Origin of the sequence: Marivita sp. S0852 (assembly GCF_046591575.1) — a bacterium.
In the GTDB taxonomy this organism is placed as follows: domain Bacteria; phylum Pseudomonadota; class Alphaproteobacteria; order Rhodobacterales; family Rhodobacteraceae; genus Marivita.
Genome location: NZ_JBIQWA010000005.1, coordinates 346420 through 373390 on the forward strand (window position 1 = coordinate 346420; position 26971 = coordinate 373390).

A 26971-nucleotide genomic window follows, 5' to 3' on the forward strand; every position below is an offset into this window, starting at 1 on the left:
TGATCAGCAGCCTTCTCCGAAACGGTCGGCCACCAACGTCTCGATCGCGGCAGCCAGGGCTTCTGCGTCCGGCCCGGAGGTTTGTACCTCAATAGAGGTTCCTTTGGAGGCTGCCAACATCAAAAGCCCCATGATGCTGTCGCCTGACGCGCTCATGCCATCCTTGCGCACATCCGCGATGGCGTCAAAACCTTCAACGACCTCAACGAGTTTTGCGGAGGCACGGGCATGTAAGCCTTTCTCGTTAATGATCTTTAACACGCGTACTGCTGAAGCGGACATACAATCAGGCCTCCCGAACCTTGAGTATCAGGCGCCCTGATCCAAGGATATGTTCTGGCTGTCAATATATTTCCGCCCCGCGTCCAATGCAGCCCGCACCGCATCAGGAACCGATTTATCGCGGCTTTTGGCCAGTTTGATCAACATCGGCAAATTCGCGCCGTACATGATCCGGCGATCATCCGGCTGACAGGCTTGCAAGCTCAGGTTAGAGGGCGATCCGCCAAACATATCCGTCACAATCACCACACCGTGGCCGCGGTCCACCTCGTCTGCGATGGTACAGATCTCTGCTTGCTTGGCTTCGCGATTGTGATCTGCCGCAATGGCAACGGCTGCCATTCCAGGCTGACGGCCGACCACATGTTCGACCGCGGACAAATATTCCTGCGCCAAGCCCCCATGTGCCACGATCACGATCCCGATCACTGTCTAGCCTTTCCCACCTTCCGACCCGCGTCTTGATACACGGGGGTCGCAAGTCCGCGTCGCGACAATTCCTTGTGGCCAATTGACACCCGCCAGCCAATCTCTGCAAGGGTCGCCGCAACACTTTCCGCAACGACAACAGACCGGTGTTGCCCGCCGGTGCAGCCAAGCCCGATGGCAAAATGCGTTTTCCCCTCGGCGTCAATCTCGGGAAGCAAAAACGATACCATGCGTGTAATATGGGTTAAAAATGGCCGAAGACGATGGTCTTGTTCGACAAAGACTCTCACATCCTGATCAAGACCGGTCTTGCTGCGCAGCGCGTCATCCCAATGCGGATTGACAAGAAATCTGCAATCGAACACCATATCAACGCCGTGCGGAATGCCACGTTTGTAGGAAAACGATTGAATTGATACCGATAGTTTTTGCGTTGAATTATCCGCAAACCATTGATGCATTTCGGCTTTCAAGTCATGTGGCGATAAATCGGATGTATCAATCACGATATCTGCCGCATCTTCCACAGGCTTAAGCAGCTCAATTTCCTGGGAAATCCCCTCTTCCGGCGTGTTGTCTGGAGCCAAAGGATGCCGGCGGCGCGTTTCCGAATAACGGCGCAAAAGGATGTCTGGCCTGCTATCAAGATAGAGCAAGGTCGCCCCGGTGTCGGTTGCGGTCATGACATGGTCGTACAAGTCTAGCAAACCCGACAACGAAAAATCGCGGTTGCGCACGTCTATACCGACAGCAAGCGGCCGATCGAGCGACTGCCCGTCAAACAAACGCGGAACCATGCGCAGCGGCATGTTGTCAATCGTCTCAAAGCCAAGGTCTTCCAAAACGTTAATCGCTGTGGAACGTCCCGCACCCGAAGGTCCGGTGACCAAAACAACGCGATTTTTTGAAAGAGTCGCAGGCATGATTCCTCGGTTAAGCGTTACAGATGCGCATCGTTGCGATGCGCGTGTCTAAGGTATTGTATAAGTGCGGCAGGAAAATGCCCTGAGGCAACATTGTGAAGCAAGGGAAGCGATTTTCCCAGAAAGGTTGTCGTCCGCTTTGGAGGAAGCCGCTCTGTTTCTTCCTGATCCATATCCACGACCAGCGCCAATGGCACATCCGAGACATGATCCGTATGTAAAAGCCCTACCCCGCGCGCTTCTATCAAACCTTCCAGTGGCGCGGGGCAGGTCAGATAAATCGCGTTTTCGCGCGACGTCAGAATGACCTGATCATCGGCGATCAGGGTCGCGCCTCGGGCCATCATTTCCAGGGCCAAAGCCGATTTGCCACTTCCGCTTGATCCGATCAGCAATACTGATGTTTCGGCGACTGCGACAGCGGTGGCATGCAGAGTGAGGGGGGCCGCATCGGTCATTGCCCGGTGACATCAAAGGGGCAGACCGACAACAAATCGTGCCCCCAAAGGCTCGGACGTTGCGTCAGCTTCGGTCGGGCGAATGTTCTCGGCCCAGATAACGCCGCCATGCGCTTCGACAATTTGTTTCGATATCGCCAGACCCAGTCCAGAGTTGTTTCCGAAATCGTTTTCGGGACGCTGTGAATAGAAGCGTTTGAATATCTTGGTAAGCGCTTCATCCGGGATACCGGGCCCGGTATCCTCAACCACGATCAACACGCGGTTTTCGCGCTGCCGTGCCCAGAGGCGAATGGCATCGCCGTCTTCGCAAAAGCTGATCGCGTTGGTGATGAGGTTGACAAACACCTGCGCAAGGCGCGCCTCCAGCCCATGCACACGAATGGCCCGATCTGGCAGATCGGTGATAAACTCAATGCCTTGCCGGTTTGCATCTTCCCCCAAAAACTGGGCCAGATTACCCAGCATGTCCAAAAGATTGAATTCGGATTCTTCTTCTTTGACCAATTCGCTGTCCAAACGAGAAGCATTGGAAATATCACTGACCAGCCGGTCAAGACGCCGCACATCATGGTCGATTACGTCGAGCAGACGATCGACCTGATCCGGCCGTCGCGCCACCCGCAATGTGCCCACCGCAGAACGCAGGGATGCAAGCGGGTTTTTGATTTCATGCGCGACATCCGCCGCAAACTGTTCATTTGCATCGATACGGTCGTATAGTGCCGCAACCATTCCGCGCAGCGCGCCCGACAACCGCCCAATTTCATCCGGCCGCGCCGTAAGATCCGGAATGCGGATACGCCCCGAGGCCACGTTCCGGCGGTTCCGGTCACGCCCCACCTCTGCCGCATCTGCAAGGTTGGAAATCGGGTTTGAAATGGTGGACGCAAGCACAAGGCTGAGGCCGATGGACACCAGTGTCGCGATCACGAACATCTGCAACACGTTTTCACGCTCAAGCCGCACAGCCGCGTCAATTTCAGGGGCGAAACTGACCAACGCAACCGTGCCGGCCACTCCGCCGGGCACTTCAATCGGACTAAGCGCTGTGAAAATAGTTTCGCCTGCCGACCCTTCGCTTCGGTCCACACGGGTTCTGGATGGATCTGTCTCTTCGATCTGTTGCCGCAAGATGTCTTCAAGCGCCAAAGCGCCCAGATCGGTATCACCGCGAAAAACGGATGAAACGCTGCTCCAGACGGTCAACAGGAAATCGGAAATGACCGTTGGCTTTTCGGCGGCATCAACAGGTTCAAGCGCATCCGCCCCGCCATCCACCTCGCCGACAAGGAACCGTGCGGCATCAAAGACAAAGATACGCAGGCCCGGGCGTATGTCGATCTCGGAAAGCGTCTGCGCGACATTTACCCCTTGTCCGGTACCCAGATTGACGCTCGCCCCATCGTCGACCTGCGCCTCAAAAACATCTGCGATTAGCTCTGCTTCGATTCGGACAGCTTCGGCTTTCTGTTCGGCCAGCGTGTCGCGCGACGAATTTAGAAACAGAATGCCGGCAACAAGAAAGTTGAGAGCGACAAGATTGAACGTAATGATCTTGCGCGTCAAAGGCGATCTATTCAGAGAGAAAAGACCGCGACGCTCCTGACTGTCACGGACAGCGGATTCAACAGTCCGATCGGGGGCGACCCAGTCATCCCCAAGCACCACATCTGCATCCTTGCGTCCGCCTGACCGTTCGATCTCAGCGCCCTCAACCAAAGCCATGGTCATTCTTCGTTATAACGATAGCCGATTCCGTAAAGCGTTTCGATGGCAGAGAACTCGTTGTCCACCGTGCGCATCTTCTTGCGCAGCCGCTTGATGTGACTGTCAATCGTGCGATCATCGACATAAACCTGATCGTCATAGGCGACATCCATCAGCTGATCCCGCGATTTCACAAAGCCGGGGCGCTGCGCAAGCGCCTGCAACAACAAAAACTCTGTCACGGTCAAAGACACGTCCATGCCCTTCCACGACACCGAATGGCGCAACGGATCCATGGTCAGTTCACCGCGTACCATCAGCTTGGCTTCTTCGACCTCACCTCCGGCCGCATCGCCCGCAACAGCATCCTGTCGCCGCAGCAGGGCACGAATCCGCTCTACCAAAAGACGCTGCGAAAACGGCTTTTTGACATAATCATCCGCCCCCATGCGCAGACCCAGCACTTCATCAATTTCGTCGTCTTTGGACGTCAGAAAGATCACTGGCATCTTGGATTTCTGACGCACCCGCTGAAGCAGGTCCATGCCATCCATTCTGGGCATTTTGATATCAAAGACCGCCATATCGGGCATCTTTTTGTTGAATGCATCCAACGCGGCTTGACCGTCATTATAGGTTTCGACCTCGAATCCCTCTGCTTCAAGGGTGATCGCGACCGATGTCAGGATATTCCTGTCATCGTCCACCAGGGCGATTTTCGACATGGATTGTGTTCCTTGTACTGCTCTCAATTATATTTTTTTCATTAGTATGCTTACTTTTTTGCCGCCCGCCAATCCAATTTTGCGAATCACTTCTCTCTTGCCCCGTTATTGAGACGGAAAAACCCTTACGGATGGCTAATTTGCATCACATTGTTGCCCAGCAGCAGCGATTTCAGCCGCACTTGCGTCGACGTAATGAGAAATGCCGCGTCGAATGCGCAGATTGGCTTTGTCTCCCAAGAGGTTACAAAGGCTGCAAATGCCACCGCGTCAGCACGTCCGATACCTCTTTTGTCACCAAGGGCTACCTCTGGTAGCGTTAGGAAAGCCTTTGCAAACAAACAGCCACGCCGCAATGCGGCATTTCTTGACGAAACAATTGAATAAATTACCTATACATTTGGTATTTTTGTTGCGCTGCATCTGCAAACTACGTATCCAAGCGGAAAGCTGAAAAGGACGTGATTCATGGCCCATGACGGACAAGACTTGACCCTGACCACCGAAACCATCCTCCCTGATCTTCTGGCCCTGACCGGGTCCACCATCAAACCCGCATCCGACATACTGGAACTGGCACGCACGCGTGTTCTGGATCTGGTTCAGGCGGATGGCCGTATCTCTGGCGCGCTCATCGAAGACAATCAAACGGCGGCGCATGGATTGGCCTGGCTGGCCACATACGTAGAGTCCCTGCGTCAGATGCAGGGCTGGGCCGAGCGGCTGCAGCAAGATGGTAAATTCGGCGACATCGAGCAATTGCTCCACCAGATCGCATTCGGCGAATATCTCTGGCAGATCTACGGTGGCATTCAGATGAACCAGGGCGAGATCGTGCGCCTTCAAGACATTGGCCTGACCCAAGACGACACGCGCATTCTCATGACCCCCGAAGTCATGCAATTGACCCATCACGGCAACACCCAAGCCGCGCGGATGCGCTTGGTCGATCTTATGCAGGAACGCAGCGCGGAACTTACGGTTGGGGCGTGCGGGCTGGACGATGAGCTTGAGATGATCCGCGAACAATTCCGCCGCTTCTCGGTCGACAAGGTCGAACCTTTTGCGCATGAATGGCACCTCAAGGATGACCTAATTCCCATGGAGATCATTGATGATCTGGCGGAAATGGGTGTCTTTGGTCTGACCATCCCCGAAGAACATGGCGGCTTTGGCCTGTCGAAAAACTCCATGTGCGTCGTGTCCGAAGAGCTATCGCGCGGCTATATCGGCGTTGGATCGTTGGGCACCCGCTCCGAGATTGCAGCCGAACTGGTGATCGCGGGCGGCACCGACGAACAGAAAGAAAAGTGGCTCCCGGGCCTCGCCTCTGGCGAAATCCTGCCCACAGCTGTGTTTACCGAACCAAACACCGGCTCCGACCTTGGCGCATTGCGCACCAAAGCTGTCAAAGGCGACGATGGCGACTGGACGATCAATGGCAATAAAACCTGGATCACCCACGCCGCGCGCACCCATGTGATGACGGTTCTGGCCCGCACTGTGCCCGACACTGACAACTACAAGGGCCTGTCGATGTTCATGGCCGAAAAGACGCCCGGAACCGACGAAGCGCCATGGCAGGACCCGGGCATTTCGGGCGGCGAAATCGAAGTCCTCGGCTATCGCGGCATGAAGGAATACACCGTTAACTTTGACGACTTCAAAGTGAAGGGTGAGAACCTTCTTGGAATGGAAGAGGGCAAAGGCTTCAAACAACTCATGGAGACGTTTGAATCCGCCCGCATCCAGACCGCCGCCCGCGCGATTGGTGTGGCGCAGTCCGCGCTCGACGAAGGCATGGCCTACGCGCAGGATCGCAAACAGTTCGGCAAAGCGCTCATCAACTTCCCCCGCGTCGCGTCAAAGCTGGCGATGATGGCGGTCGAGATCATGGTGGCACGGCAACTCACCTATTTCTCGGCCCGCGAGAAAGACGAAGGCCGCCGTTGCGACCTTGAGGCCGGCATGGCGAAACTGCTGGGCGCGCGCGTGGCGTGGGCGGCAGCGGATAATGCGCTGCAAATTTACGGCGGTAACGGCTTTGCGCTGGAATACAAGATCAGCCGCATCCTGTGCGACGCCCGCATCCTGAACATCTTTGAGGGGGCGGCAGAGATTCAAGCGCAGGTCATCGCCCGACGCCTCTTGGGCTGAACATGAAAGAAGGTCGGGCGTATCCCGTCCGACCTCCTGACCTCTGATCTGGATCAAAGACCCCCGTGTCGCGAAATGCTCTTGCGTGCCAAACACATCGCAGGAGCCTGACATGAGCTGGAAAGCAAAACTGAACGACACCAAGAGCCAACTCAGAACGTTGAACGCGGCAATCCCCGAAACCTCTGCTGCGTTCGGCGCGCTTGGCAAATCAGTTAAGAAAGACGCAGCACTCACCTTCAAGGAAAAAGAATACGTGGCCCTAGGGATCGCCGTCGCAACGCGGTGCGAGCCCTGTATCTTGTTCCACACCGAAGCTCTGATCCGTCTGGGAGCCACCCGCGAAGAAGTGTCCGAAGTGCTTGCAACCTGTGTCCAGATGGGGGGCGGACCGGGCCTTATGTATGCAGGCAAGGCCCTTGAGGTCTATGACGACCTGACCGGCTGACCGCGCCCGGTTTCTTTGGGCTGAAAATACCTCGGGAGTATGAGGGCAGAGCCCTCATCTGTGCCAAAGGCACAGCGTTCCGCCACAATTCCTGTCCGGATGCCTCGCAGCATCCGGTTTACATTATCCGTCTTTGCGGATCACCTCGTTTTTCGGGTCATACGGACTGTCTTCAACAATTTCCGCATCCCAAAACTGATCGAACATCTTTACCCTAAGCCGTGTTCCCGGCACTGCCAGATCGGGAGTCACATATCCCATGCCAATCGACTTCCCGAACGCCACAGAATAGCCGCCAGACGTCAACCGCCCAACGCGCGTCTCTCCATAATACAGCGCCTCGCGCCCCCAAGGATCGGCATCCGCCAGCCCGTCGATCAACACGGTGCAGCACTTCGATCGCACGCCCGTTTTCTCCATCGCCGCCTTGCCGTGAAACTCCTTCGACAGATCAATGAAACGAGGCAAATCTGCCTCCAAAGGCGTCGCATCGCGGCCCAGTTCATTCCCAAACGCCCGGTACGACTTTTCCTGCCGCAACCAGTTCTGCGCCCGCGCGCCGACCAGCTTCATGTCATGCTTGGCCCCGGCGGCCATCAATTGATCCCACAGGTAGGTCTGCATCTCGATCGGGTGATGCAATTCCCAACCCAATTCGCCCGTGTACGCCACGCGGATCGCGCGGACCGGGCACATGCCCAATTCGATGTCACGCATAGACAACCACGGGAACCGCTTGTTGGACAGCACCAACGCCGGGTCGGCATCCTTTACGATCTCGTTCAACACATCCCGCGACTTCGGCCCAGCGATGGCGAACACGCCCCATTGCGTCGTCACATCCTGAATTTCGATATAACCGAACTCAGCCGCCTTGTCCGCAGCCGCCTTGCGCAGGTAATCCGCGTCATAGGCGGTCCAGGCACCGGCGGACACGAGGTAATATTCGTCCTCACCCAACCGCACGATGGTGTATTCCGTGCGCGTCGTGCCGTGATCCGTCAGCGCATAGGTCAGGTTGATGCGCCCCACCTTGGGCAGCGTGTTGCAAGTGAACCAATCCAAAAACTGCGTGGCCCCCGGCCCTTTGACCACATGCTTGGTGAACGCGGTCGCGTCGATCAGGCCAACGCCCTCGCGCACGGCCTTCGCTTCCTCAACCGCGTACTGCCACCATGCGCCACGCCGGAAGGACCGGGCATCGTGATCAAACGTCTCCGGTGCGTCCAAAGGCCCGTAATAGTTCGGACGCTCCCACCCGTTCACACAGCCAAACTGCGCGCCCAGCGCTTTTTGCCGGTCGTACGCTGGTGCCGTACGAAGCGGACGACAGGCCGGGCGCTCTTCATCCGGGTGGTGGAGAATATAAACGTGCTCATACGCCTCTTCATTTTTCCGCGCGGCGTATTCAGTGGTCATCCACGATCCGTAGCGCTTGGGGTCGAGCGAGGCCATGTCAATCTCGGCCTCCCCCTCGACCATCATCTGCGCCAGGTAATAGCCCGTGCCACCCGCCGCCGTGATCCCGAATGAGAACCCTTCCGCCAGCCACATATTCCGCAGCCCCGGTGCCGGTCCAACCAACGGGTTCCCGTCCGGCGTGTAGCAAATCGGCCCGTTGAAATCGTCCTTGAGACCCACGGTTTCCGACGACGGAATCCGGTGGATCATGCTCATGTATTCCTCTTCGATCCGCTCAAGGTCCAATGGGAAGAGGTCGGCGCGGAAGCTGTCCGGCACACCGTATTCAAATCGCGCAGGCGCATTGCGTTCGTAAGGCCCCAAGATCCAACCGCCGCGTTCCTCGCGCACGTACCACTTGGCATCCGCATCACGCAGAACCGGGTGTTCGCCGTTTTCCTTGCGCCACTCCACAAGCGCCGGATCGGGTTCCGTGACGATGAACTGATGTTCCACCGGGATCGCGGGGATCTTGATCCCCAACAGGTTCGCCGTCCGCTGCGGATGGTTGCCCGTTGCCGTCACAACATGCTCGGCATGAATGACGATCTGCTCGTCAGACGGCACAAGGTTGCCGCCCTTCTCGACCATCTTCGTGCAGGTCACATCCCAATGATCGCCGGTCCAATGATACGCATCCGCCTGCCATTTGCGCACAATCTCTACCCCGCGTTGACGCGCTCCCTTGGCCATCGCCATCGTCACGTCAGCCGGGTTAATGTAGCCATCCGTCGGGTGATAAATCGCGCCCACCAAATCCTCGGACCGGACCAGCGGATACCGCTCCTTGATCTGCGCAGGCGACAGCCATTCATAGGGCACATCACAGGTCTCGGCCGTGGTGGCGTAAACCATGTATTCATCCATCCGCGCCTGCGTCTGCGCGATGCGCAGGTTGCCAACAACGGAAAACCCGGCATTCAACCCGGTCTCTTCTTCAAGCGTTTTGTAGAACTTGATAGAATAGTCATGAATATGCGTCGTCGCATATGACATATTGAAGTAGGGCAATAAACCGGCGGCATGCCATGTGGACCCGGATGTCAGCTCATCCCGCTCCAAAAGCATCACATCCTCCCACCCTGCACGGGCAAGGTGATAGGCAATCGAGGTACCAACAGCGCCGCCACCGACGACCAAAGCTTTGACATGGGTTTTCATGGGGTCTCACTCCAAGGCGTTTCCCCCAGTGAATACCTGTCCCCATCTTTCCGCGCCGAACCTACCCGACGCGTTGCGGCAGGAAAACGACCTGCCTCTCAACAAAGCCTTACTGCGCGCCGCGTGCGCGTGGATAAAGCGATGATTCCGGTGCGGCACTTTGCTCTGCCGAGGCAAGCACAACAAGCGCGTCTAAAGAGGAAACGTGCTCCGGCACGGATACCGACGCGGTGGTCTCATCGTGGGCCGGAGAGTCGCTGATCGGCAAGCCACTCTCGCTGAACGACGCAATCCATGTCAGGCCATGGTCAACACCGGTCTGCGCCATAATCATGGTGTCATCTGCAAACTCGCGGACCTGCGCGCCATAGCGGTCGGTGACTGAAACGGCATAGTCCTCAAGCGTAAAGTTGCCTTCTGTCGCTTGAGATTGCTGCATAAAGTCCCAAACTCCAACAACACAGCCAAAGCCGACACCATAGACGGCAAGCTTAACGATACGCTTTATCAATCCGAAAATCATAAAATGCTCCATGCGATTTACGTCAATAATCGGTCTGAAACATGGCCAGCATACGCTCTTGCTCCGGCGAAAAAACGGCGGGCTCTTCGAGATTAAAGCGCGTTTTTGCGCCATCCGCGCAGGATCATGTGTTTGTGTCCGGAATGGAAACAATCTTGCATATCGGATGGTCCTGGCGTGATTTGACAACCGATCCGGATTCTTGCGGCAAATTCATGCTTGCTATGCACGTTCAGGGCCTTTCACACCTGTGCAACCACACCTATAAGAGCCACGGCTTCCGACCCGATAGAGTCGCTGGCCTAATGCATATTGGCTTGAGGCAAATCGCAGATGCTAGGACTAGACAAAATGTTGGGCATGTTTTCGTCAGACATGGCCATCGACCTTGGAACGGCCAACACGCTTGTCTACGTCAAGGGTCGCGGTGTTGTTCTTTCTGAACCCTCTGTGGTCGCTTACCATATCAAGGACGGGCAGAAAAAAGTCTTGGCTGTCGGTGAAGATGCCAAGCTGATGCTGGGCCGCACCCCCGGTTCCATCGAGGCGATCCGCCCGATGCGCGAAGGGGTGATTGCCGATTTTGACGTGGCCGAAGAGATGATAAAACACTTCATCCGCAAGGTTCACAAACGCTCGACCTTTTCCAAACCCAAGATCATCGTCTGCGTGCCACATGGCGCAACACCGGTGGAAAAACGCGCGATTCGTCAGTCCGTGCTGTCTGCAGGTGCCCGCAAGGCCGGGTTGATTGCCGAACCTATTGCGGCGGCCATCGGGGCGGGCATGCCGATCACCGATCCGACTGGCAACATGGTTGTGGATATCGGCGGCGGGACAACCGAAGTTGCTGTGATGTCGCTGGGCGATATCGTCTATGCCAGATCCGTGCGCGTTGGTGGAGACCGCATGGACGAGGCAATCATCAACTATCTGCGTCGTCAGCAAAACCTGCTGGTGGGCGAAAGCACGGCGGAACGGATCAAAACCTCGATCGGCACGGCGCGTATGCCCGATGACGGTCGCGGATCGTCAATGCAAATCCGGGGCCGCGACCTTTTGAACGGCGTTCCCAAAGAAACCGAGATCAGCCAGGCACAAGTGGCAGAGGCGTTGTCAGAACCCGTGCAGCAAATCTGCGAGGCCGTGATGACCGCCCTGGAAGCAACCCCTCCCGATTTGGCAGCGGATATCGTTGACCGGGGGGTGATGTTGACGGGTGGCGGCGCATTGCTTGGTGATCTTGATCTGGCGCTTCGCGAACAGACGGGGCTGGCAGTCTCTATCGCCGATGAAAGCCTGAACTGTGTGGCGATGGGCACCGGCAAAGCGCTTGAATACGAGAAACAATTGCGCCACGCGATTGACTACGACAGCTGAACCCATCACCCTTTCGGTGACTGGATTGGCGCGCGACCTGGTCACAAAACCGGGTGCCACATATGTGGTTGCGCTAAGAAGGGGGATCTTTGGCGAAAAGCGGCACTCATAGCGAAACCTACACGACCCCGCTCAAGCGTTTGCTTTTGGCGGTTGTCATCTTGTGCCTGCTTGGCCTCTTTTTTCTTTGGCGCATCGACAGCCCCCGGGTGGAACGATTTCGCGCAGCGGTGATTGATGCGGTCCTGCCCAGCTTTGACTGGGCGATGGCTCCGGTGACGGCCACCGTGAACCTTGCGCGCGATTTTCGAAGCTATCAGCGTATTTACGAACAAAATCAAGAGCTTCGGCGCGAACTGCGGCAGATGACCGCCTGGAAAGAGGCCGCTTTGCAGCTGGAACAGGAAAACGCAAAGCTGCGCGATTTGAACAATGTCCGAATTGATCCGCGTCTGACCTATATCACCGGCGTTGTTTTGGCGGATTCCGGATCGCCGTTCCGGCAATCTGTGTTGATCAACGTGGGCTCTCGCGACGGTATTGTTGACGGCTGGGCAACAGTAGATGGCACCGGGCTTGTCGGGCGCATTTCGGGCGTCGGGGCCAATACCAGCCGGGTGATTATGTTGACGGATGCCACAAGCCGGATTCCCGCCACCATTCAGCCGTCGGGCCAACGCGCTTTGATTGTTGGCGACAACACCTCTGCACCACCCATAGATTTTCTGGAAACCCCGGACCAGGTACGCCCGGGCGACCGGATTGTCACCTCTGGCGATGGCGATGTGTTTCCCCCCGGACTGCTGATCGGTCAGGTCGCAGAAGACCCCGGCGGGCGATTGCGCACGCGCCTTGCCGCAGATTACGAACGTCTCGAATTTCTGCGCGTGCTGCGTGATCACGGCGCGCGCCGGGTGTCAAACCCTGCCGCGCTCATCCTGCCGGAAACACCGCCGGGACAAACAGACTTGCCAACCGAGGATGCGAAGGTGACCCCCTGATGGACCAGAACCTCCTTCGGATTTGGGCAATGCGGGCGCTGTTCGTTCTGATCGCTTTGGTGATCCTGTTTTTTCACCTGCTTCCGCTTAATCCTGCCCCCAGCCAATGGGCGGGCCCCGATGTCTTGGTGGCATTTGTTTTTGCCTGGGCCGTGCGGCGACCGGATTACGTTCCGATTTTGCTTGTGGCTGCGGTGATGCTTCTTGCGGATATGATGCTACAGCGGCCACCGGGTTTGTGGTCGGTGCTTGTGGTGTGTGCCGCCGAGTGGCTCAAATCCCGCGAACGGCGTCAGCGGGAAACCACATTCGTGCTTGAATGGCTGACTTTTGCAGGTACCCTGATTGTGATTACAGCCCTCTATCGTGCCGTGTTCATGATCCTTATTTTGGCACCGGGTACGCTCACGCTTAGCTTTGTGCAGGTTGCCATGACAATTGCCGTTTATCCGCTGGTTGTCGGCGCCTCCTTTTTCCTGTTCGGAGTGCGCCGCGCGGCTCCGGGTGATGTGGACCGATTGGGGCGCACGATATGAGACAGGCACCAAAAGACACTGCGGCCAGCATCCGCAAAGTTTCCCGCCGGGGCGTTATCCTTGGCGGTGTGCAACTGGCTTTTGCCGGAGCTTTGGGGTTGCGCATGCAACACCTGCAGGTCGATCAGGCCGACGAATTTCGGCTGCTGGCCGAAGAGAACCGCATCAATATCCGCCTGATCCCCCCCACCCGTGGGCAGATATTCGATCGCAACGGCGTCACTTTGGCGGCCAATGAACCATCCTACCGGATCACTATGGTGCGCGAGGACGCGGGCAATGTGGATGATGTGATTGCCCGATTGTCCACCCTTGTGGAACTGGACGAAGACGAACTGAACCGCGCTTTGGCGGAAATGCAGCGTAGCGCGCCATTTTTACCGGTCACCGTCGCAGAACGCGTCACATGGCAGGATATCAGCCGCGTCGCCGTAAATGCGCCCGCTTTGCCGGGTGTCACACCAGAGGTCGGGTTATCGCGCGTCTATCCGCGACGTGGTGATTTTGCCCATGCGGTTGGCTATGTCGGGCCGGTCAGTGAACGTGATCTTGCCCGCTACGAGACCCCTGACCCTGTACTGCGCATCCCGCGCTTTCAAATCGGAAAAGTCGGAATCGAAGCCCGGTTCGAAGAAGATCTGCGCGGGCGCGCAGGGGCAAAGCGGGTCGAGGTCAACGCCGTTGGTCGCGTCATGCGGGAATTGGATCGCCGCGAAGGCACGCCTGGCGCGGACATGCAGCTGACTGTGGACAGCAAGCTGCAAAGCTATATTCAGGCGCGGCTTGGCGAAGAAAGCGCCTCTGTAGTTGTCATGGATGTCACGAATGGCGATCTGCTTGGGATTGCATCATCACCATCATATGATCCGAACAAATTTGTGCGCGGGATCTCGGTCGCGGATTTTGGGGAATTGCGCGACAATGACCACCGCCCCCTTGCGTCGAAAACCGTACAGGATGCCTATCCGCCTGGATCGACGTTCAAGATGATCACCGCATTGGCGGCGATGGATGCTGGTCTGGTTGCGCCGGATGAAACCGTCTGGTGCCCAGGCCATATGGAAGTTGGCGGCCGCCGCTTTCACTGCTGGAAACGAGCCGGTCACGGCCACATGAACCTTGAACAATCGCTGCGCCAAAGCTGTGATGTGTATTACTATGATCTTGCGCTCAAAGTCGGGATCGACCGGATCGCAGAAACAGCACGCCGTTTTGGTCTGGGTCAGGCCTATAACATCGGCATGTCAGCCGTCACCACCGGCCTGATCCCGAACAAGGAATGGAAACGGGCAGAGCGTGATGCGGATTGGCGGATCGGCGACACGGTCAACGCCTCCATTGGCCAAGGCTATGTTCTGTCATCGCCCATACAATTGGCGGTCATGACAGCGCGGCTGGCCACAGGGACCGCAATCCAGCCCCGTCTGGTGCGCAGTGTGGCCGGGTTAGAGCGCCCGGTTCTGGGGAATGAAAGCCTTGGGCTGAACGAAAATCACCTCCGGCAGATCCGGCGCGCGATGTATTCTGTATCGAACAATCGCCGCGGCACGGCCTATGGGTCGCGGATCATCGAAGACGCCTACCGTATGGCGGGCAAAACCGGCACCAGCCAGGTTCGCAATATCACACCTGCGGAACGCGCTCGGGGTGTGACACGCAACGAGGATCTTCCCTGGAACCGCCGCGATCACGCGCTGTTTGTAAACTATGCGCCCTACCAAAACCCAAAAATTGCGGTGTCTGTCATTGTCGAACATGGCGGCGGCGGGTCGCGCGCAGCGGCACCGATCGGGCGCGACGTTACGCTTCAGGCGCTGTATGGCGAAGACCCGCCACTTGAGGCCTATCCGGCCAAGGATCGCGAGCGTATTCGCGCGCAGCAGGCGCGCTTGCAGCAGGTTCTGCAGGCCAATGACGTTGACGGGCGCAGCCGCGCATGAGCTATCTGGAGTATACCGTCAAGACGGTCCCGGCGGGCTGGCGAAAGATGCTGTTCATCAATTGGCCGCTGGTTTTGTTGCTGACCGCTATCACCGGGGTGGGCATCTTGATGCTTTACTCTGTGGCCGGTGGGTCGATGATGCCTTGGGCGGAACCGCAGCTGAAACGCTTTGCGCTGGGCCTGGCGCTGATGTTTTTTGTTGCGATGGTGCCGATCTGGTTTTGGCGAAACATGTCCCTTGTGGCATATCTTGTCGCACTTGCACTTTTGGTCGCCGTTGAATTCTTTGGGGCGGTCGGGATGGGGGCGCAACGCTGGATTGATCTTGGCTTCATGCGCCTGCAACCGTCCGAGCTGATGAAAATCGCGATGGTTATGCTGTTGGCATCCTATTACGACTGGTTGCCGATGAAAAAGACATCTCACCCGTTCTGGGTGTTGGTCCCGGTCTTTCTTATCCTGTTGCCCACATTTCTTGTCCTGACCCAGCCCGATCTTGGCACCGCGCTGCTGCTGGTGGCGGGCGGTGGATTGATGATGTTTCTTGCCGGCGTGCATTGGGCCTATTTCGCGTCCGTCTTCGCCGCAGGCATTGCCGGGATTTACACCGTCTTTCTTAGCCGGGGCACGGATTGGCAGCTGATCAAAGACTACCAATTCCGCCGCATCGACACGTTTCTTGACCCAAGCTCTGACCCGCTTGGCGCGGGCTACCACATCACGCAGGCCAAGATCGCGATGGGGTCCGGGGGCTGGACCGGTCGGGGCTTCATGCAAGGCACCCAGTCGCGGCTTAATTTCCTGCCCGAAAAACACACCGATTTCATCTTTAATACGCTGGCCGAAGAGTTCGGCTTTGTCGGCGGTATCTCCCTTTTGATCCTATATGTTTTGATCCTTATGTTCTGCATCGTCTCGGCGCTGCAGAACCGGGACAGATACTCGTCGCTTTTGATCCTCGGGATCGGTGCAACCTTCTTTCTGTTCTTTGCGGTAAACATGTCGATGGTCATGGGGCTTGCGCCCGTCGTTGGTGTGCCGCTGCCCTTGGTCAGCTATGGGGGGTCGGCGATGTTGGTCTTGATGATCGCGTTCGGCTTGGTACAGAGCGCGCATATCCATCGCCCGAGGTAAGCCATGCCAATCAATGTCCTGTTCGCAGCCCACCCCAAAAGCTGGGCCCTTTACGAAGGGCCGTTACACACTGCACTGGACGCGATTGGCATAGACTATCGACTGGGCACTGACATGGCTCCGGACACGGTGGACTACATCGTCTATGCGCCGAATTCACCGGTGCAAGACTTTACCCCCCACACCCGGCTGAAAGCCGTGCTGAACCTTTGGGCAGGTGTCGAAGACGCCGTCGGCAACCCGACGCTTAAAGTGCCGTATGCAAGGATGGTGGATGATGAAGGATTGACGCAAGGCATGGTGGAGTGGGTGACCGGACATACCTTGCGCCACCATCTTGGAATGGACGCGCATATCGTGAACCCGACCCACGCCTGGATCGCGGATGCTCCTCCTGTCGCGGCGGACCGTCCGGTGGGAATACTGGGTCTGGGCGAACTTGGCTCGGCATGCGGGCAGGCCTTACGCGCTTTGGGGTTTCCGGTCACCGGTTGGGCACGCAGCCTCAAATCCATTGAAGGCATTGCCTGCGAAACCGGTGAAGATGGATTGCGCGCAGTGCTGAAACAGTCGCAGATCCTGATCCTGCTGTTGCCCAGCACACCTGCCACAGAAAACACGCTGAATTCCGAGACCCTCGCGCTGATGCCGCGCGGAGCGTTTGTTATCAATCCTGGCCGTGGCGCGTTGATCGACGACGACGCCTTGATTGCCGCGCTTGATGCGGGCCAGATCGCACATGCGACGTTGGATGTGTTCCGCACAGAACCCTTGCCGCAAGACCACCCTTATTGGGCGCATCCAAATGTAACGGTCACACCACATATCGCATCGGAAACCCGTGTGCCCAGCGCCAGCCGGGTGATCGCCGAAAATATCCGCCGGGGCGAAACCGGCGCACCGTTCTTGTACCTTGTGGACCGCGACGCAGGGTACTAAGCCCAAGGGCAAAGGAGCCTGCCATGACATTCGACCGATCGGTAAAAATCGCCCCCTCCATTCTAGCCGCTGATTTCGCCAATTTCGGGGCCGAGATCGAAGCCGTCGAGTCGCAGGGGGCCGACTGGATTCACGTCGATGTGATGGACGGGCATTTCGTGCCGAACATCACTTTCGGGCCAGCCATGTGCGCAGCCATTCGTCCCCACATTAAAACAGTGATGGACGTTCATCTGATGATTGCACCGGTCGATCCTTATATCGAGGCGTTTGCCGAAGCAGGCGCAGATGTGATCACCGCCCATGTCGAAGCTGGCCCGCATATCCACCGCACGCTTCAGGCAATCCGGGCATCGGGAGCCAAAGCTGGTCTGGCTTTGAACCCCGGCACCCCCGTCGAAGCCGCCGCACCCGTGCTTGACTTGGTCGATTTGATCTGCGTGATGACAGTAAACCCCGGTTTTGGCGGGCAAAAGTTCATCCATTCCTGCGTTCAGAAAGTGACCGAGCTGCGTGAAATGATCGGCGACCGCGATGTGCATATAGAGGTTGACGGCGGTGTTGATCCAACCACGGCACCTTTGGTCCGCGCGGCAGGTGCGGATGTGCTTGTTGCGGGATCTGCTGCATTCAAAGGCGGGTCCGTGTCCAACCCTGGGCCCTATGGAGAGAACATCAAAGCAATCCGAGCGGCGGCAGGATAGCATAGCACGCGGCTTTACACTTTGACCGCATTCTGAGCTGTTTGATCCTTTTGCGGCCATGCCTGACCGGCTACGTGTTGAGCCCAGTCTCAAACGTCGTTGGGCAGTTTATATTCTGCAAATTGTTTTCGCAGCGTCAGCTTTGACACCTTGCCCGTTGCGGTCAAAGGCAACGCGTCAACACGCAAAACATCGTCAGGCAGCTGCCATTTGGCAAAATGCGGTGACATCAATGTGTGGAATTCCGACAATTCAGGATGTGTGTTCTCTTTCGGCTGCACCACCAGAACCGGGCGTTCGCCCCATTTCGGATGCGGAATCGCGATCACTGCGCAATTCACGACATCCGGATGCGACATCGCGATGTTTTCAAGATCAATGGAACTGATCCACTCGCCGCCGGACTTTACCAAATCCTTAAGCCGATCCTGCACCGACAGAAACCCGTCAGGCGAAAGACTGGCGACATCTCCGGTGCCAAACCAGCCCTCGGCGTCCATGGCCTCTGCTGTTGCCTCGTGATTGTTAAAATACCCAGAGATGACGCCATTGCCCCGCACATAAAGCTCTCCAACCGCCTCGCCATCATGCGGCAAGCTCTGCCCGTTTTCATCAACGATCTTAAGATCAACACCGAACATGCGCCGCCCCTGCAGGGCCTTTCGCGCCATGCGATCCTTGAAAGGGGCATCCTGCATGTTGATGGAAAGCTGGCCGGTGGTGCCAACCGGGCTCATCTCGGTCATGCCCCACGCGTGACAGACATCAATACCCGCGTTTTCAAAGAACTCGATCATACTGCGTGGCGCGGCAGACCCGCCGATGACCACCTGATCCAGATCAGCGGGCGGTGCGCCGCGGGCCTCGATCTCCGCGCGCAGTCCCAGCCAGACGGTCGGCACGCCCCAGCTTGCCGTCACCTTTTCCGACTCCATCAAAGTATACAGCGACGCGCCATCCAGTTTGCCACCGGGCATGATAAGGGACGCCCCGACAATGGGCGCGGCATAGGGCATGCCCCAGGAATTGACATGAAACATCGGAACCACCGGCAACAGACGCGCCCCTTCATGCAAGGAACGCGGCAAAGTCACTGCAACAAAAAGCGCATGTAACACAGTCGAACGATGCGAATAGAGCGACCCTTTGGGGTGCCCTGTCGTTCCAGAGGTGTAACACAACCCGGCTGCGGTATCTTCCGGCAGATCAGGCCAAGGATAGATCGTATTCTTCGGCGCAAGCAGGTCTTCATAGCAGAGCAGATCAAGCGCACTGTCCGGCATATGGGCCGCATCGGTCAACGCAATCAGCTTCAGATCAGGCGGCAAGTCATCCTTCAGCGCCTCCAAAAGAGGGACAAACGTGATATCCACAAACAGGGCAACATCCCCCGCGTGGTCAAGAATGTAGATCATCTGCTCGGCGGACAGGCGCGGATTGATCGTATGACAAACCGCACCAAATCCCGAAACGCCGTAGTAAAGCTCGAAATGGCGGTGTCCATTCCACGCCAATGTTGCAACGCGGTCGCCGTGGCATACGCCCAAAGCAGCCAACGCATGCGCGAGCTGACCGGTCCGGGCAAAGGTTTCACGATAAGATTGGCGGTGAATGTCACCCTCGGTCCGGACCGAGACAATCTCTGCGTCGCCATGAATCTCGGATGCATATTGCAGCAATTCGATAATGGCCAAGGGGCGGTTCATCATCATTCCGCGCATCAAGCCCTCCCTTGCCTTCTGCCGCTCTGTTTCCGATACATTGAGTACCCAACTCACGACACGCAAGCTTTAACGCGCAAGAGAGGTCCCATCATGTCCGCAACCATGTCCCGCATTACGTTGGCACGTCGCCCGGACGGAAGCCCCGTGCCCGAGGATTTCAAACTCGAAAACGCCCCCCTTCCAAGCCCTGAACAGGGGGATGTTCTGATCGAAGTGACCCACCTGTCACTTGACCCTTACATGCGCGGACGCATGGACGACGTCAAAAGCTATGCCCCCTCCGTGGACATCGGTGGCACAATGACCGGCCAGGGGGTTGGTCGCGTCCTGGAGAGCCGGGCGGATGGGATCACAAAAGGCGACATCGTGACCGGGATGACGGGCTGGGCCAGCCACGCTTGCCTGCCCGCGTCAGACATCCGCAGACTCGACGCCGATTTACCGCCGTCAACCGCGTTGGGCGTTTTGGGAATGCCGGGACTGACCGGCTGGGTGGGTTTGCACAAATACGGTCGCCCGCAAAAAGGCGAAACGCTTGTTGTGGGGGCCGCGACCGGCCCTGTCGGGTCGATGGTTGGCCAGCTTGCCAAAAGCATGGGCCTGCGCACGATTGCAATCGCGGGCGGCGAAGAAAAGTGCAGATTGGCGACCGAAACATTCGGTTTCGATGCCGCCATTGATCACCGGGCGCATAAAGACGCCAAGTCCCTGCGCGAGGCCATCGCAAAGGCGGCTCCTGACGGTGTCGACATTTATTGGGAAAACGTGGCGGGCAAACTGTTAGAGGCTGTTTTGCCCCTGATGAACGTCCATGGGCGCATTCCGGTGTGTGGTATGATCGCGTGGTATGGAGGCGACAACATCGCCGACACCAATCAGCTTCCCAGCCTGTGGCGCAGCGTGCTTGTCAAACGCCTTCATGTTTCGGGATTTATCATCTTCGACCATTGGAACGAATACCCTGCCTTTCTGGCTGATGTTGGACCCAAAGTGGCGTCAGGTGACATCGCTTATCTGGAAGACGTGGCAGAGGGGCTAAAGAACATGCCGCAGACGTTCATCGAAATGCTGAAAGGCGGTAATGTCGGCAAGCAGATCGTAAAACTTTAGACGTCGGCTTCCATTTCCAAAGCCAACGGTGCGGCAGGTGATGCCCGCAAATCGTCTATTTGCAACGGTCCGGTGGGTTTGGACAAACGATTGCGCACCACCCAGTGCAACCGCGTGGCAGCGCGTGTGATCGCCACATAGGCCAAACGTTTCCAAAGCGGCTGACCCGCTTCGACCCGACCCATACGGGCTGCTGCGTATAGGTCGGGTGCAAACACTTGAACCTCGTCCCATTGCGACCCCTGCGCTTTGTGGATTGTGACAGCCGCGCCATGCAGAAACGTGGCACCCATGCGGGCGGCAAACGGGATGAACGGCTCTTCTTCGTCCGGCTTTTCAATCTTTACAATCGACGCGGCAGACACTTGCGGATCTTCCGCCCCCATCACGTGCAGCCGAGAAAATCCGGGTTTGCGACCGGGTCCAAGATACACAACCTGAGCGCCCTTGATCAGACCACGCGCTTCCAGATCGAGCCGTTTCTTGCGGTGCTTCATCGGAAGTTCAATGCCATCGCAGATCAGCGGCTCACCTTCCAAAAGCTCTGTTTCCGGCGCGCCATGGACATTTCGAAAGGCATGAATCAGCCTGATGCGCGTCGCGTTGCGCCAAACCAAAACCGGAGACCGCGCCATCAGATCGACTTCGACCCGCTGCCCCCAGACAACACGATCATCCGTGCGAGCGACATCTTCGATCATGCGCTCAAAACTCTCGAATTCGAGGGCCGGATCGGCCAGAGCATGGGCCAGATCAAGGATCGGATTGTCGGCGTCTTGTCGGTGAATGCGGCTCAGATGCATCACTTGCGACGGGGCCAATGTGTCAAAAACCATCTTGCCTGATTGGTTCACCGGAGCCAGCTGCGCTGGATCACCAAACAGCAAAAGATGCGGAAATATTTCTCGCAGATCGTCAACCTGACGCTCGTCGAGCATCGACGCTTCGTCAACAAAGCCGATATCGAGCGGGTCTTCGCGTCGCTTCCAGCCCGTGATGAAATCTGATCCTCGCAAACCGGCGGCCGCCAAAGCCGCTGGAATCGACGTATGATTTTCATAAGAGACCTGCGCCCGGTTCAAAGCATCTTCCGTCAGGCCATCAATCTCGGGCTTTTCGCCATTGCCCATCAGCCATTCTGCAATCCGTTCATATTCCGGATCGTAAACCGGCGTGTACAAGATACGATGAATTGTGGTGGCCGGCACACCGCGCATTCGCAGAACGCTGGCGGCTTTGTTGGTGGGCGCAAGCACCGCCAATGTCCGCCGATCCTTGCGACGGCGACCTTCATAATCGCCAGACACCACATCCACACCGACTGCTTGTAAGCTCTTGCACAGCTCGGCCAGAAGAAGTGTCTTGCCTGACCCGGCCTTACCGGTGATCGCCATAACCGTGGCCTTACCATCCCGTGGTGGATGCAAGAGGTTGTTTTCCAGATCGACACCCGCCCCACGCAGCATATCTGCCACGTGATCATGTGCTGCGGCCTGATCTTCAGAATATGTGAGTGCCTGTGTCGTCATGCCCGGACCCTATAGGCCCGAGCCAGCAGGCACCAGCGTCAGGCGACATTCTGAAAGGCTTGTTCGGTGTGATTTCCAAAAGCTGTTTCAAACCAGTCGCGGGATGCAGCCAGCGAAACGCCCGCAACACGAGATACTTGCTTTTGCGCCGCTGTTGAGAATTCCCAGAGCCCGACGCTGATGGCGCTTCTGCCGGTGCCCTGTGTGCCCAGCACGTCTGGCGCGGCCCCGATCCGATTGTAAATACGAACCATGCGTGCGTCGAAGACCCCCACAAAATGTTCAACACCAAACGCTTGCATGATTTCGCCTCCGGCCAGCATCAGAGCAGCGGCAGTACCCTGCTCGGTCTGTCGCGACAGGCAAAAGCGGGTGCATTCCCAAATCAGGGGGCTTTGAATGGGAACACCATCTGTCAACTGCAGGAAATGTTCATTCACCATCGTTCGGCCAGTTGTCGGCAAAAAGCGCATTGATCCGCCATGGGTGCCATCGGCTTTTTCCCAGATCACGTAAAGCGGATTTAGATCATCATAAGCGTCCCGTTCCTGACCATCGGGGCCCACGGTAACATCCCAACCCAGTCGCGTTTTGAATTGATCTGCGCGGTCCTCGAACATGGTGCGTGCGAGGCGCGGAAATTGGGCCAACTGGTCGGCATACAGATATCGAATCACTAGCAGTTCCTCCATTTGGGAGGAAAACCTGCCGGTCAAATATGAATTGTTTCTTGCAGAACCGTTCGGTCGGTGTTGCGTCCAAAACAGTGTCGGTTTTGGAAACGATTCTTAAACCACTATCTGGCCACGCGACATCGCACGCGCAACAGCGTGAGTCGTATTCAAAGCACCCAGTTTGAATCGCGCACTTTCGATATAGACACGCAGCGTATGCTCTGAAATCGACAAGGTGTCGGCCACTTGCGCACGACTATACCCAACCGCGAGAAGTGTCATTGTCTCGACTTCCCGAGGCGACAAAGGCTGCGTCGGTTCCGGTTTTCGACCCGGTTCCAGGCGCAAAGCCGTTTGATTAAAATAATGCGCAAATAAGATCAGATCCCGGCGGTTCAGTTCGGTAAAACTAGCCCACTCCGCATCGTCGCAAGTATGACTGACTGTAAACAGCGCAAATTGTCCGTTCGGGCCCATGATCGGAATCGAAAATCCCTGATTGCCAATCCCATGGGCTATCGCATCTTTTCGGAACGCCCGCGCCGACTTGGTGGACCAGTCAAATCGTTTCCAGTCTACCGGATGAAAATGCTGGTAGCACCCCAGCACCACCGGATCGATCCTTAGATAGCCCTTTTCAAGATACCGAAGAACCCATTTCGGATCGTAGGTGCCGCAGCCATATTGCTCGCCATCACTCGACACCCAGTGATACACCATGTCGTCAACCGCATAGAGATCACGCAGCCACTCGATGGCGCTTTGCAATTCGTCAAGATGCTCTGCGCACTCCAACCGCGCTATCACATCGTCCAGTTGAGGTACTTTCTCCAAGAAGCCCACGGTCCCGTCCCTTACCGTGCGACACAAGCTCATCCAGTGCGACCAGCTGGGTATCATCCAGCTTTGCGGCCAGCGCTTTCAGATCGTTTGCAAGTGCAAACGTCTTGAGATCTGTCAACACGTCTATAATCCAATCATGTCCCAAATTACCGTCACCTATTGCTGGTTAATAGAAGGTTAACACAACCATAACATGTGTAAAGACATCTGCATATTCCCTGAATCCCACTCCCCAGAAATAGCGAGGGATGTTGCGCCATGACACTGATTTGGCTGAGACACCCTTTATCAAAAGAAAAAACCGCGGCCCTGACAGGACCGCGGGTGTCTTTTAACAGCCAATCGTAAGCGCTTGGTTACGATCCCGCAGCAAGCGCATCTTCGAATGTGCGCAAACCCGTGATCGGAGCCTGTACCAGAACCGCCATGTTGCCTGGCTTGTGTTCATTGCGCAGCATTTTGGTATGCGCTTGCGGGATCTCGTTCCACGGGAACACTTCGGACATGCAAGGGTCCAAACGGCGCTCTACCATTAGTTGGTTGGCCGACGCGGCTTGCTTGAGATGTGCGAAATGCGATCCCTGCAAGCGCTTTTGGTGCATCCACATATACCGCACATCGAAGGTGCAGTTGAACCCAGTGGTCCCAGCGCAGATCACAACCATCCCGCCTTTTTTACAGACCAGTGTCGAAACCGGGAATGTCGATTCGCCCGGATGCTCGAACACCATATCGACATTCACCCCCTTGCCAGTGATGTCCCAAATGGCCTTGCCGAACTTGCGCGCTTCGGAAAACCACTCTTTATATTCGGGCGTATTCACCGTTGGCAGTTGCCCCCAGCATTTGAAATCCTTGCGGTTGATGACGCCTTTGGCCCCCATCGACATGACAAAATCGCGCTTGTCCTCGTCGGAAATCACACCAATTGCGTTCGCCCCTGCCGTATTGGCCAGCTGAATTGCATAAGAGCCAAGTCCACCGGACGCGCCCCATACAAGAACGTTTTGCCCCGGCTTCAACTCATGCGGCGCATGGCCGAACAACATCCGGTACGCCGTCGCCAGGGTCAGCGTGTAACAGGCGCTTTCTTCCCACGTCAGATGCTTGGGACGCGGCATCAGCTGCTGTGCTTGAACGCGGGTGAATTGCGAAAATGCGCCGTCCGGCGTTTCATAGCCCCAAATGCGCTGCGTTGGCGACATCATCGGATCGCCGCCGTTGCACTCTTCGTCGTCGCCGTCATCCTGATTGCAGTGAATCACAACCTCGTCACCGACCTTCCAGCGTTTGACCTTGTCACCGACTTTCCAAACGATACCCGCTGCGTCGGACCCAGCAATGTGGAAGGGCTGCTTGTGGCCGTCAAACGGGCTGATGGGTTGTCCAAGACCAGCCCATACACCATTGTAATTCACACCGGCCGCCATCACCAGAACCAGCACCTCGTGGCTGTCAATATCCCAGGTGTCGACAACCTCTACTTCGAAGGACTGGTCCGGTTCACCATGACGTTCGCGGCGGATGGCCCACGAATACATTTGCTTCGGGACATAGCCCAAAGGCGGCATTTCACCGATTTCGTACAAGTCTTTCTCCGGTGCGTCGTATTCCGCAATGCCCGTTTGTTGATCAAGAGCCATCGAAGCCTCCTTTAGGTCGAGTCAAATTGTGCCGCATTGCAGAATCGCGGCGTCTAAAAGTGAAATATGGCTGATCTTGAAATTATGCAACAAGATTAAAGCAAATTTTGTAACTTTATGACCGTGCAGTCGCAGAAATCACTTTGCGCTCGCAGCACTGCCTTTGATGAGATGCGCGATGGAACTGGCGTAAAATCGTGCCAAAACAGCTTTCTCTGGCACCACATGCACCATCTGATCCTGCTGGCGCACGATGTTCCGTTCAATAAGTGTCCGCAGGCCGAAATCGAACGCGTATGTCCGATTATTGCGCGGCAAATGCACCTGCGCATCCTGCAAACCGTCCAAAGCCCGGTTAAACGCCTCTGACAGAGCTGTGTGCGACATAGGCCCATTTTCGATCAACAACGACGCGACCAAAGGCACAGGAAGCACCGGAACCGCCTGCGCAATCCGTTCCATAATCAGTGCCGACACCTTTTCCGGACTGTCGGTGCCGCCGGGCACTTCGCTCAACAGCAGTGGCTTGCCAAAACTGACTGCCGCATAGCCAAAGCGGTGAAACCGACCTGTAAGGCGCAACCACAATTGCCGAAGGATAGCCATGAACACCACGCTGATCCGCGCGCGAAATCTGCGATTTCCGGCCTCTTGCGCCTTGATCAGGATCGCGTCTTCAAGCACCCGGTCATAGTTCAATGCGATCGGCACAAACACGACATCCCTGTTCGCCGCGACTGATCCGTCCAGAATATACTTGAGAATTCCCACCTTGGGTTTGGCCAATGCCCCATCAAGGCTCAATCCGCCTTCCGGGAACACCGCCTGCGTCACCCCGGCGCTGGTCGATTGCTGAACATAGCGCGCCAGCACTTTGCGATACAATTGATCGCGCGATTTGCGTCGGATGAAATAGGCCCCCATAGCCCGGATCAAGCGCGACAACGGCCAAACGCGCGCCCACTCACCCACGGCATAAGACAGCGCAGACCGATCCGCCGCCAGATACGTGACCAATACGTAATCCATATTCGAACGATGGTTCATCACGAATACAACTGTCGCTTCAGGATCAAGATCCGCCAATTTCGAATCGTGATGCACCATCCTCACGCGATACAAGGACGTGCTTAAGAATTTCGCGGCCCGGATCGCAAAACCAAAATAAGCCCAGGCTGAAAAGGACGGCACGATTTCACGGGCATACCGGCGCGCACGCTCAAAGGCGACGTCCTCTCGGACACCCATGTTCTCGGCATGCTCGACAATCGCTTGTGTCACCTCCGGATCGTACACAAGCCGTTGGATCATATCCTGGCGACGCAAAAGCTTGAACGGCTGAATAGGGCGCTCCAGCCGCTGATTAAGCCGCGCCACCGCTTTCTCCATCCGGCGGCGGAAAAACCAGCGCACGGACGGGAACAGGAAATGGGACGCAAACGTCACCGCCGCAAACAACAGGATCAGCAAAAAAGCCCAGAAAGGCAGCGTGACGTCTTGTGTCATGCCTGCACCGTGGCTCTGCCAGGATAAGA

At 56.8% G+C, this 26971-nt stretch carries 24 protein-coding genes; 10 read left to right on the forward strand and 14 right to left on the reverse strand.

The annotated features are described in order from the left end of the window. Positions 1 to 3 precede the first annotated feature (3 nt). Genes ACG74X_RS13535 through ACG74X_RS13560 form a run of 6 tightly spaced genes read right to left on the reverse strand, consistent with a single transcriptional unit; the run spans position 4 to position 4527 of the window. Positions 4 to 282 carry an HPr family phosphocarrier protein gene (locus ACG74X_RS13535; RefSeq protein ID WP_411235474.1) on the reverse strand — a complete coding sequence of 93 codons (279 nt, stop codon included), beginning with the start codon at positions 280 to 282 and terminating at the stop codon, positions 4 to 6. 27 nt (positions 283 to 309) lie between these two features. After that, complete coding sequence (locus ACG74X_RS13540; protein ID WP_411235475.1) at positions 310 to 711, reverse strand: PTS sugar transporter subunit IIA; 402 nt, start codon at positions 709 to 711, stop codon at positions 310 to 312. Beyond that, positions 708 to 1634: an RNase adapter RapZ gene (gene rapZ, locus ACG74X_RS13545; RefSeq protein ID WP_411235476.1), complete on the reverse strand. Its 927-nt coding sequence runs from the start codon at positions 1632 to 1634 to the stop codon at positions 708 to 710. The genes ACG74X_RS13540 and rapZ overlap by 4 nt, the downstream gene beginning before the upstream one ends. A 17-nt stretch (positions 1635 to 1651) precedes the next feature. Beyond that, positions 1652 to 2092, reverse strand: a complete 441-nt coding sequence (locus tag ACG74X_RS13550; protein WP_411235477.1) for an HPr kinase/phosphorylase — start codon at positions 2090 to 2092, stop codon at positions 1652 to 1654. Between the two features lie 12 nt (positions 2093 to 2104). Next, positions 2105 to 3820, reverse strand: coding sequence for a sensor N-terminal transmembrane domain-containing protein (locus ACG74X_RS13555; RefSeq protein ID WP_411235631.1), 1716 nt, complete (start codon positions 3818 to 3820; stop codon positions 2105 to 2107). 2 nt (positions 3821 to 3822) lie between these two features. Next, positions 3823 to 4527, reverse strand: coding sequence for a response regulator (locus tag ACG74X_RS13560; protein WP_411235478.1), 705 nt, complete (start codon positions 4525 to 4527; stop codon positions 3823 to 3825). 468 nt (positions 4528 to 4995) lie between these two features. Here ACG74X_RS13560 and ACG74X_RS13565 point away from each other — a divergent pair, with 468 nt between their 5' ends. Both ACG74X_RS13565 and ACG74X_RS13570 read left to right on the forward strand, forming a co-directional pair. Beyond that, entirely contained in the window at positions 4996 to 6684 is a 1689-nt protein-coding gene (locus tag ACG74X_RS13565) for an acyl-CoA dehydrogenase family protein (protein ID WP_411235480.1), read from the forward strand. Positions 6685 to 6796: 112 nt separating this feature from the next. Then, the gene (locus tag ACG74X_RS13570) at positions 6797 to 7132 is read left to right on the forward strand and encodes a carboxymuconolactone decarboxylase family protein (RefSeq protein WP_411235481.1); all 336 of its coding nucleotides are present in this window, start codon (positions 6797 to 6799) and stop codon (positions 7130 to 7132) included. A gap of 123 nt (positions 7133 to 7255) precedes the next feature. On the opposite strand, the gene ACG74X_RS13575 is transcribed toward ACG74X_RS13570, so the two are convergent. Further along, positions 7256 to 9754, reverse strand: a complete 2499-nt coding sequence (locus ACG74X_RS13575) for a GcvT family protein (RefSeq protein ID WP_411235483.1) — start codon at positions 9752 to 9754, stop codon at positions 7256 to 7258. Positions 9755 to 9863: 109 nt separating this feature from the next. After that, on the reverse strand, positions 9864 to 10391 hold the full coding sequence (locus ACG74X_RS13580) for a hypothetical protein (RefSeq protein WP_411235484.1): 528 nt from the start codon (positions 10389 to 10391) through the stop codon (positions 9864 to 9866). Positions 10392 to 10610: 219 nt separating this feature from the next. On the opposite strand from ACG74X_RS13580, the gene ACG74X_RS13585 reads away from it, so the two are divergent. The 7 genes from ACG74X_RS13585 (at position 10611) to rpe (ending at position 17913) form a co-directional block, all read left to right on the forward strand. Beyond that, entirely contained in the window at positions 10611 to 11657 is a 1047-nt protein-coding gene (locus ACG74X_RS13585) for a rod shape-determining protein (RefSeq protein WP_411235485.1), read from the forward strand. An 89-nt stretch (positions 11658 to 11746) separates the two neighbouring features. Beyond that, positions 11747 to 12658 (forward strand): rod shape-determining protein MreC, encoded by a 912-nt coding sequence (gene mreC / locus ACG74X_RS13590; protein WP_411235486.1) that lies wholly within the window; start codon positions 11747 to 11749, stop codon positions 12656 to 12658. Next, positions 12658 to 13194: a rod shape-determining protein MreD gene (locus tag ACG74X_RS13595; protein WP_411235488.1), complete on the forward strand. Its 537-nt coding sequence runs from the start codon at positions 12658 to 12660 to the stop codon at positions 13192 to 13194. Before mreC ends, ACG74X_RS13595 begins: the two co-directional genes overlap by 1 nt. Beyond that, positions 13191 to 15134, forward strand: a complete 1944-nt coding sequence (gene mrdA, locus ACG74X_RS13600; RefSeq protein ID WP_411235490.1) for a penicillin-binding protein 2 — start codon at positions 13191 to 13193, stop codon at positions 15132 to 15134. The genes ACG74X_RS13595 and mrdA overlap by 4 nt, the downstream gene beginning before the upstream one ends. Next, positions 15131 to 16270 (forward strand): rod shape-determining protein RodA, encoded by a 1140-nt coding sequence (gene rodA / locus ACG74X_RS13605; RefSeq protein ID WP_411235492.1) that lies wholly within the window; start codon positions 15131 to 15133, stop codon positions 16268 to 16270. The genes mrdA and rodA overlap by 4 nt, the downstream gene beginning before the upstream one ends. 3 nt (positions 16271 to 16273) lie before the next feature. Next, complete coding sequence (locus ACG74X_RS13610; protein ID WP_411235493.1) at positions 16274 to 17209, forward strand: 2-hydroxyacid dehydrogenase; 936 nt, start codon at positions 16274 to 16276, stop codon at positions 17207 to 17209. Positions 17210 to 17232: 23 nt separating this feature from the next. Next, positions 17233 to 17913, forward strand: coding sequence for a ribulose-phosphate 3-epimerase (rpe, locus tag ACG74X_RS13615; protein WP_411235494.1), 681 nt, complete (start codon positions 17233 to 17235; stop codon positions 17911 to 17913). An 89-nt stretch (positions 17914 to 18002) separates the two neighbouring features. Here the strand turns inward: rpe and ACG74X_RS13620 are convergent, their stop codons facing one another. Next, entirely contained in the window at positions 18003 to 19634 is a 1632-nt protein-coding gene (locus ACG74X_RS13620; RefSeq protein ID WP_411235495.1) for a long-chain fatty acid--CoA ligase, read from the reverse strand. A 93-nt stretch (positions 19635 to 19727) separates the two neighbouring features. On the opposite strand from ACG74X_RS13620, the gene ACG74X_RS13625 reads away from it, so the two are divergent. Continuing rightward, positions 19728 to 20747 carry an NADP-dependent oxidoreductase gene (locus ACG74X_RS13625; protein WP_411235496.1) on the forward strand — a complete coding sequence of 340 codons (1020 nt, stop codon included), beginning with the start codon at positions 19728 to 19730 and terminating at the stop codon, positions 20745 to 20747. Here the strand turns inward: ACG74X_RS13625 and ACG74X_RS13630 are convergent. From ACG74X_RS13630 to ACG74X_RS13650, 5 genes are all read right to left on the reverse strand, one after another. Beyond that, the gene (locus tag ACG74X_RS13630; protein ID WP_411235497.1) at positions 20744 to 22276 is read right to left on the reverse strand and encodes an ATP-dependent RecD-like DNA helicase; all 1533 of its coding nucleotides are present in this window, start codon (positions 22274 to 22276) and stop codon (positions 20744 to 20746) included. The genes ACG74X_RS13625 and ACG74X_RS13630 overlap by 4 nt on opposite strands. A gap of 38 nt (positions 22277 to 22314) precedes the next feature. Beyond that, a complete protein-coding gene (locus ACG74X_RS13635) occupies positions 22315 to 22953 on the reverse strand; it encodes an acyl-homoserine-lactone synthase (protein ID WP_411235498.1) in 639 nt (212 codons plus the stop codon). A 111-nt stretch (positions 22954 to 23064) separates the two neighbouring features. Next, entirely contained in the window at positions 23065 to 23784 is a 720-nt protein-coding gene (locus ACG74X_RS13640; RefSeq protein WP_411235632.1) for a helix-turn-helix transcriptional regulator, read from the reverse strand. A gap of 365 nt (positions 23785 to 24149) precedes the next feature. Then, positions 24150 to 25436 (reverse strand): crotonyl-CoA carboxylase/reductase, encoded by a 1287-nt coding sequence (gene ccrA / locus ACG74X_RS13645; RefSeq protein WP_411235500.1) that lies wholly within the window; start codon positions 25434 to 25436, stop codon positions 24150 to 24152. 138 nt (positions 25437 to 25574) lie between these two features. Then, positions 25575 to 26942: a 1-acyl-sn-glycerol-3-phosphate acyltransferase gene (locus ACG74X_RS13650; protein ID WP_411235501.1), complete on the reverse strand. Its 1368-nt coding sequence runs from the start codon at positions 26940 to 26942 to the stop codon at positions 25575 to 25577. Between the last annotated feature and the right edge of the window lie 29 nt (positions 26943 to 26971).

Bases quoted from the DNA above. Each gene is read 5' to 3' on its own strand.
- ACG74X_RS13535 (WP_411235474.1), bottom strand. From the start codon at position 282: ATGTCCGCTTCAGCAGTACGCGTGTTAAAGATCATTAACGAGAAAGGC.
- rapZ (WP_411235476.1), bottom strand. From the start codon at position 1,634: ATGCCTGCGACTCTTTCAAAAAATCGCGTTGTTTTGGTCACCGGACCT.
- ACG74X_RS13550 (WP_411235477.1), bottom strand. From the start codon at position 2,092: ATGACCGATGCGGCCCCCCTCACTCTGCATGCCACCGCTGTCGCAGTC.
- ACG74X_RS13555 (WP_411235631.1), bottom strand. From the start codon at position 3,820: ATGGCTTTGGTTGAGGGCGCTGAGATCGAACGGTCAGGCGGACGCAAG.
- ACG74X_RS13560 (WP_411235478.1), bottom strand. From the start codon at position 4,527: ATGTCGAAAATCGCCCTGGTGGACGATGACAGGAATATCCTGACATCG.
- ACG74X_RS13565 (WP_411235480.1), top strand. From the start codon at position 4,996: ATGGCCCATGACGGACAAGACTTGACCCTGACCACCGAAACCATCCTC.
- ACG74X_RS13570 (WP_411235481.1), top strand. From the start codon at position 6,797: ATGAGCTGGAAAGCAAAACTGAACGACACCAAGAGCCAACTCAGAACG.
- ACG74X_RS13575 (WP_411235483.1), bottom strand. From the start codon at position 9,754: ATGAAAACCCATGTCAAAGCTTTGGTCGTCGGTGGCGGCGCTGTTGGT.
- ACG74X_RS13580 (WP_411235484.1), bottom strand. From the start codon at position 10,391: ATGGCGCAAAAACGCGCTTTAATCTCGAAGAGCCCGCCGTTTTTTCGC.
- ACG74X_RS13585 (WP_411235485.1), top strand. From the start codon at position 10,611: ATGCTAGGACTAGACAAAATGTTGGGCATGTTTTCGTCAGACATGGCC.
- ACG74X_RS13595 (WP_411235488.1), top strand. From the start codon at position 12,658: ATGGACCAGAACCTCCTTCGGATTTGGGCAATGCGGGCGCTGTTCGTT.
- mrdA (WP_411235490.1), top strand. From the start codon at position 13,191: ATGAGACAGGCACCAAAAGACACTGCGGCCAGCATCCGCAAAGTTTCC.
- rodA (WP_411235492.1), top strand. From the start codon at position 15,131: ATGAGCTATCTGGAGTATACCGTCAAGACGGTCCCGGCGGGCTGGCGA.
- ACG74X_RS13610 (WP_411235493.1), top strand. From the start codon at position 16,274: ATGCCAATCAATGTCCTGTTCGCAGCCCACCCCAAAAGCTGGGCCCTT.
- rpe (WP_411235494.1), top strand. From the start codon at position 17,233: ATGACATTCGACCGATCGGTAAAAATCGCCCCCTCCATTCTAGCCGCT.
- ACG74X_RS13620 (WP_411235495.1), bottom strand. From the start codon at position 19,634: ATGCGCGGAATGATGATGAACCGCCCCTTGGCCATTATCGAATTGCTG.
- ACG74X_RS13625 (WP_411235496.1), top strand. From the start codon at position 19,728: ATGTCCGCAACCATGTCCCGCATTACGTTGGCACGTCGCCCGGACGGA.
- ACG74X_RS13630 (WP_411235497.1), bottom strand. From the start codon at position 22,276: ATGACGACACAGGCACTCACATATTCTGAAGATCAGGCCGCAGCACAT.
- ccrA (WP_411235500.1), bottom strand. From the start codon at position 25,436: ATGGCTCTTGATCAACAAACGGGCATTGCGGAATACGACGCACCGGAG.
- ACG74X_RS13650 (WP_411235501.1), bottom strand. From the start codon at position 26,942: ATGACACAAGACGTCACGCTGCCTTTCTGGGCTTTTTTGCTGATCCTG.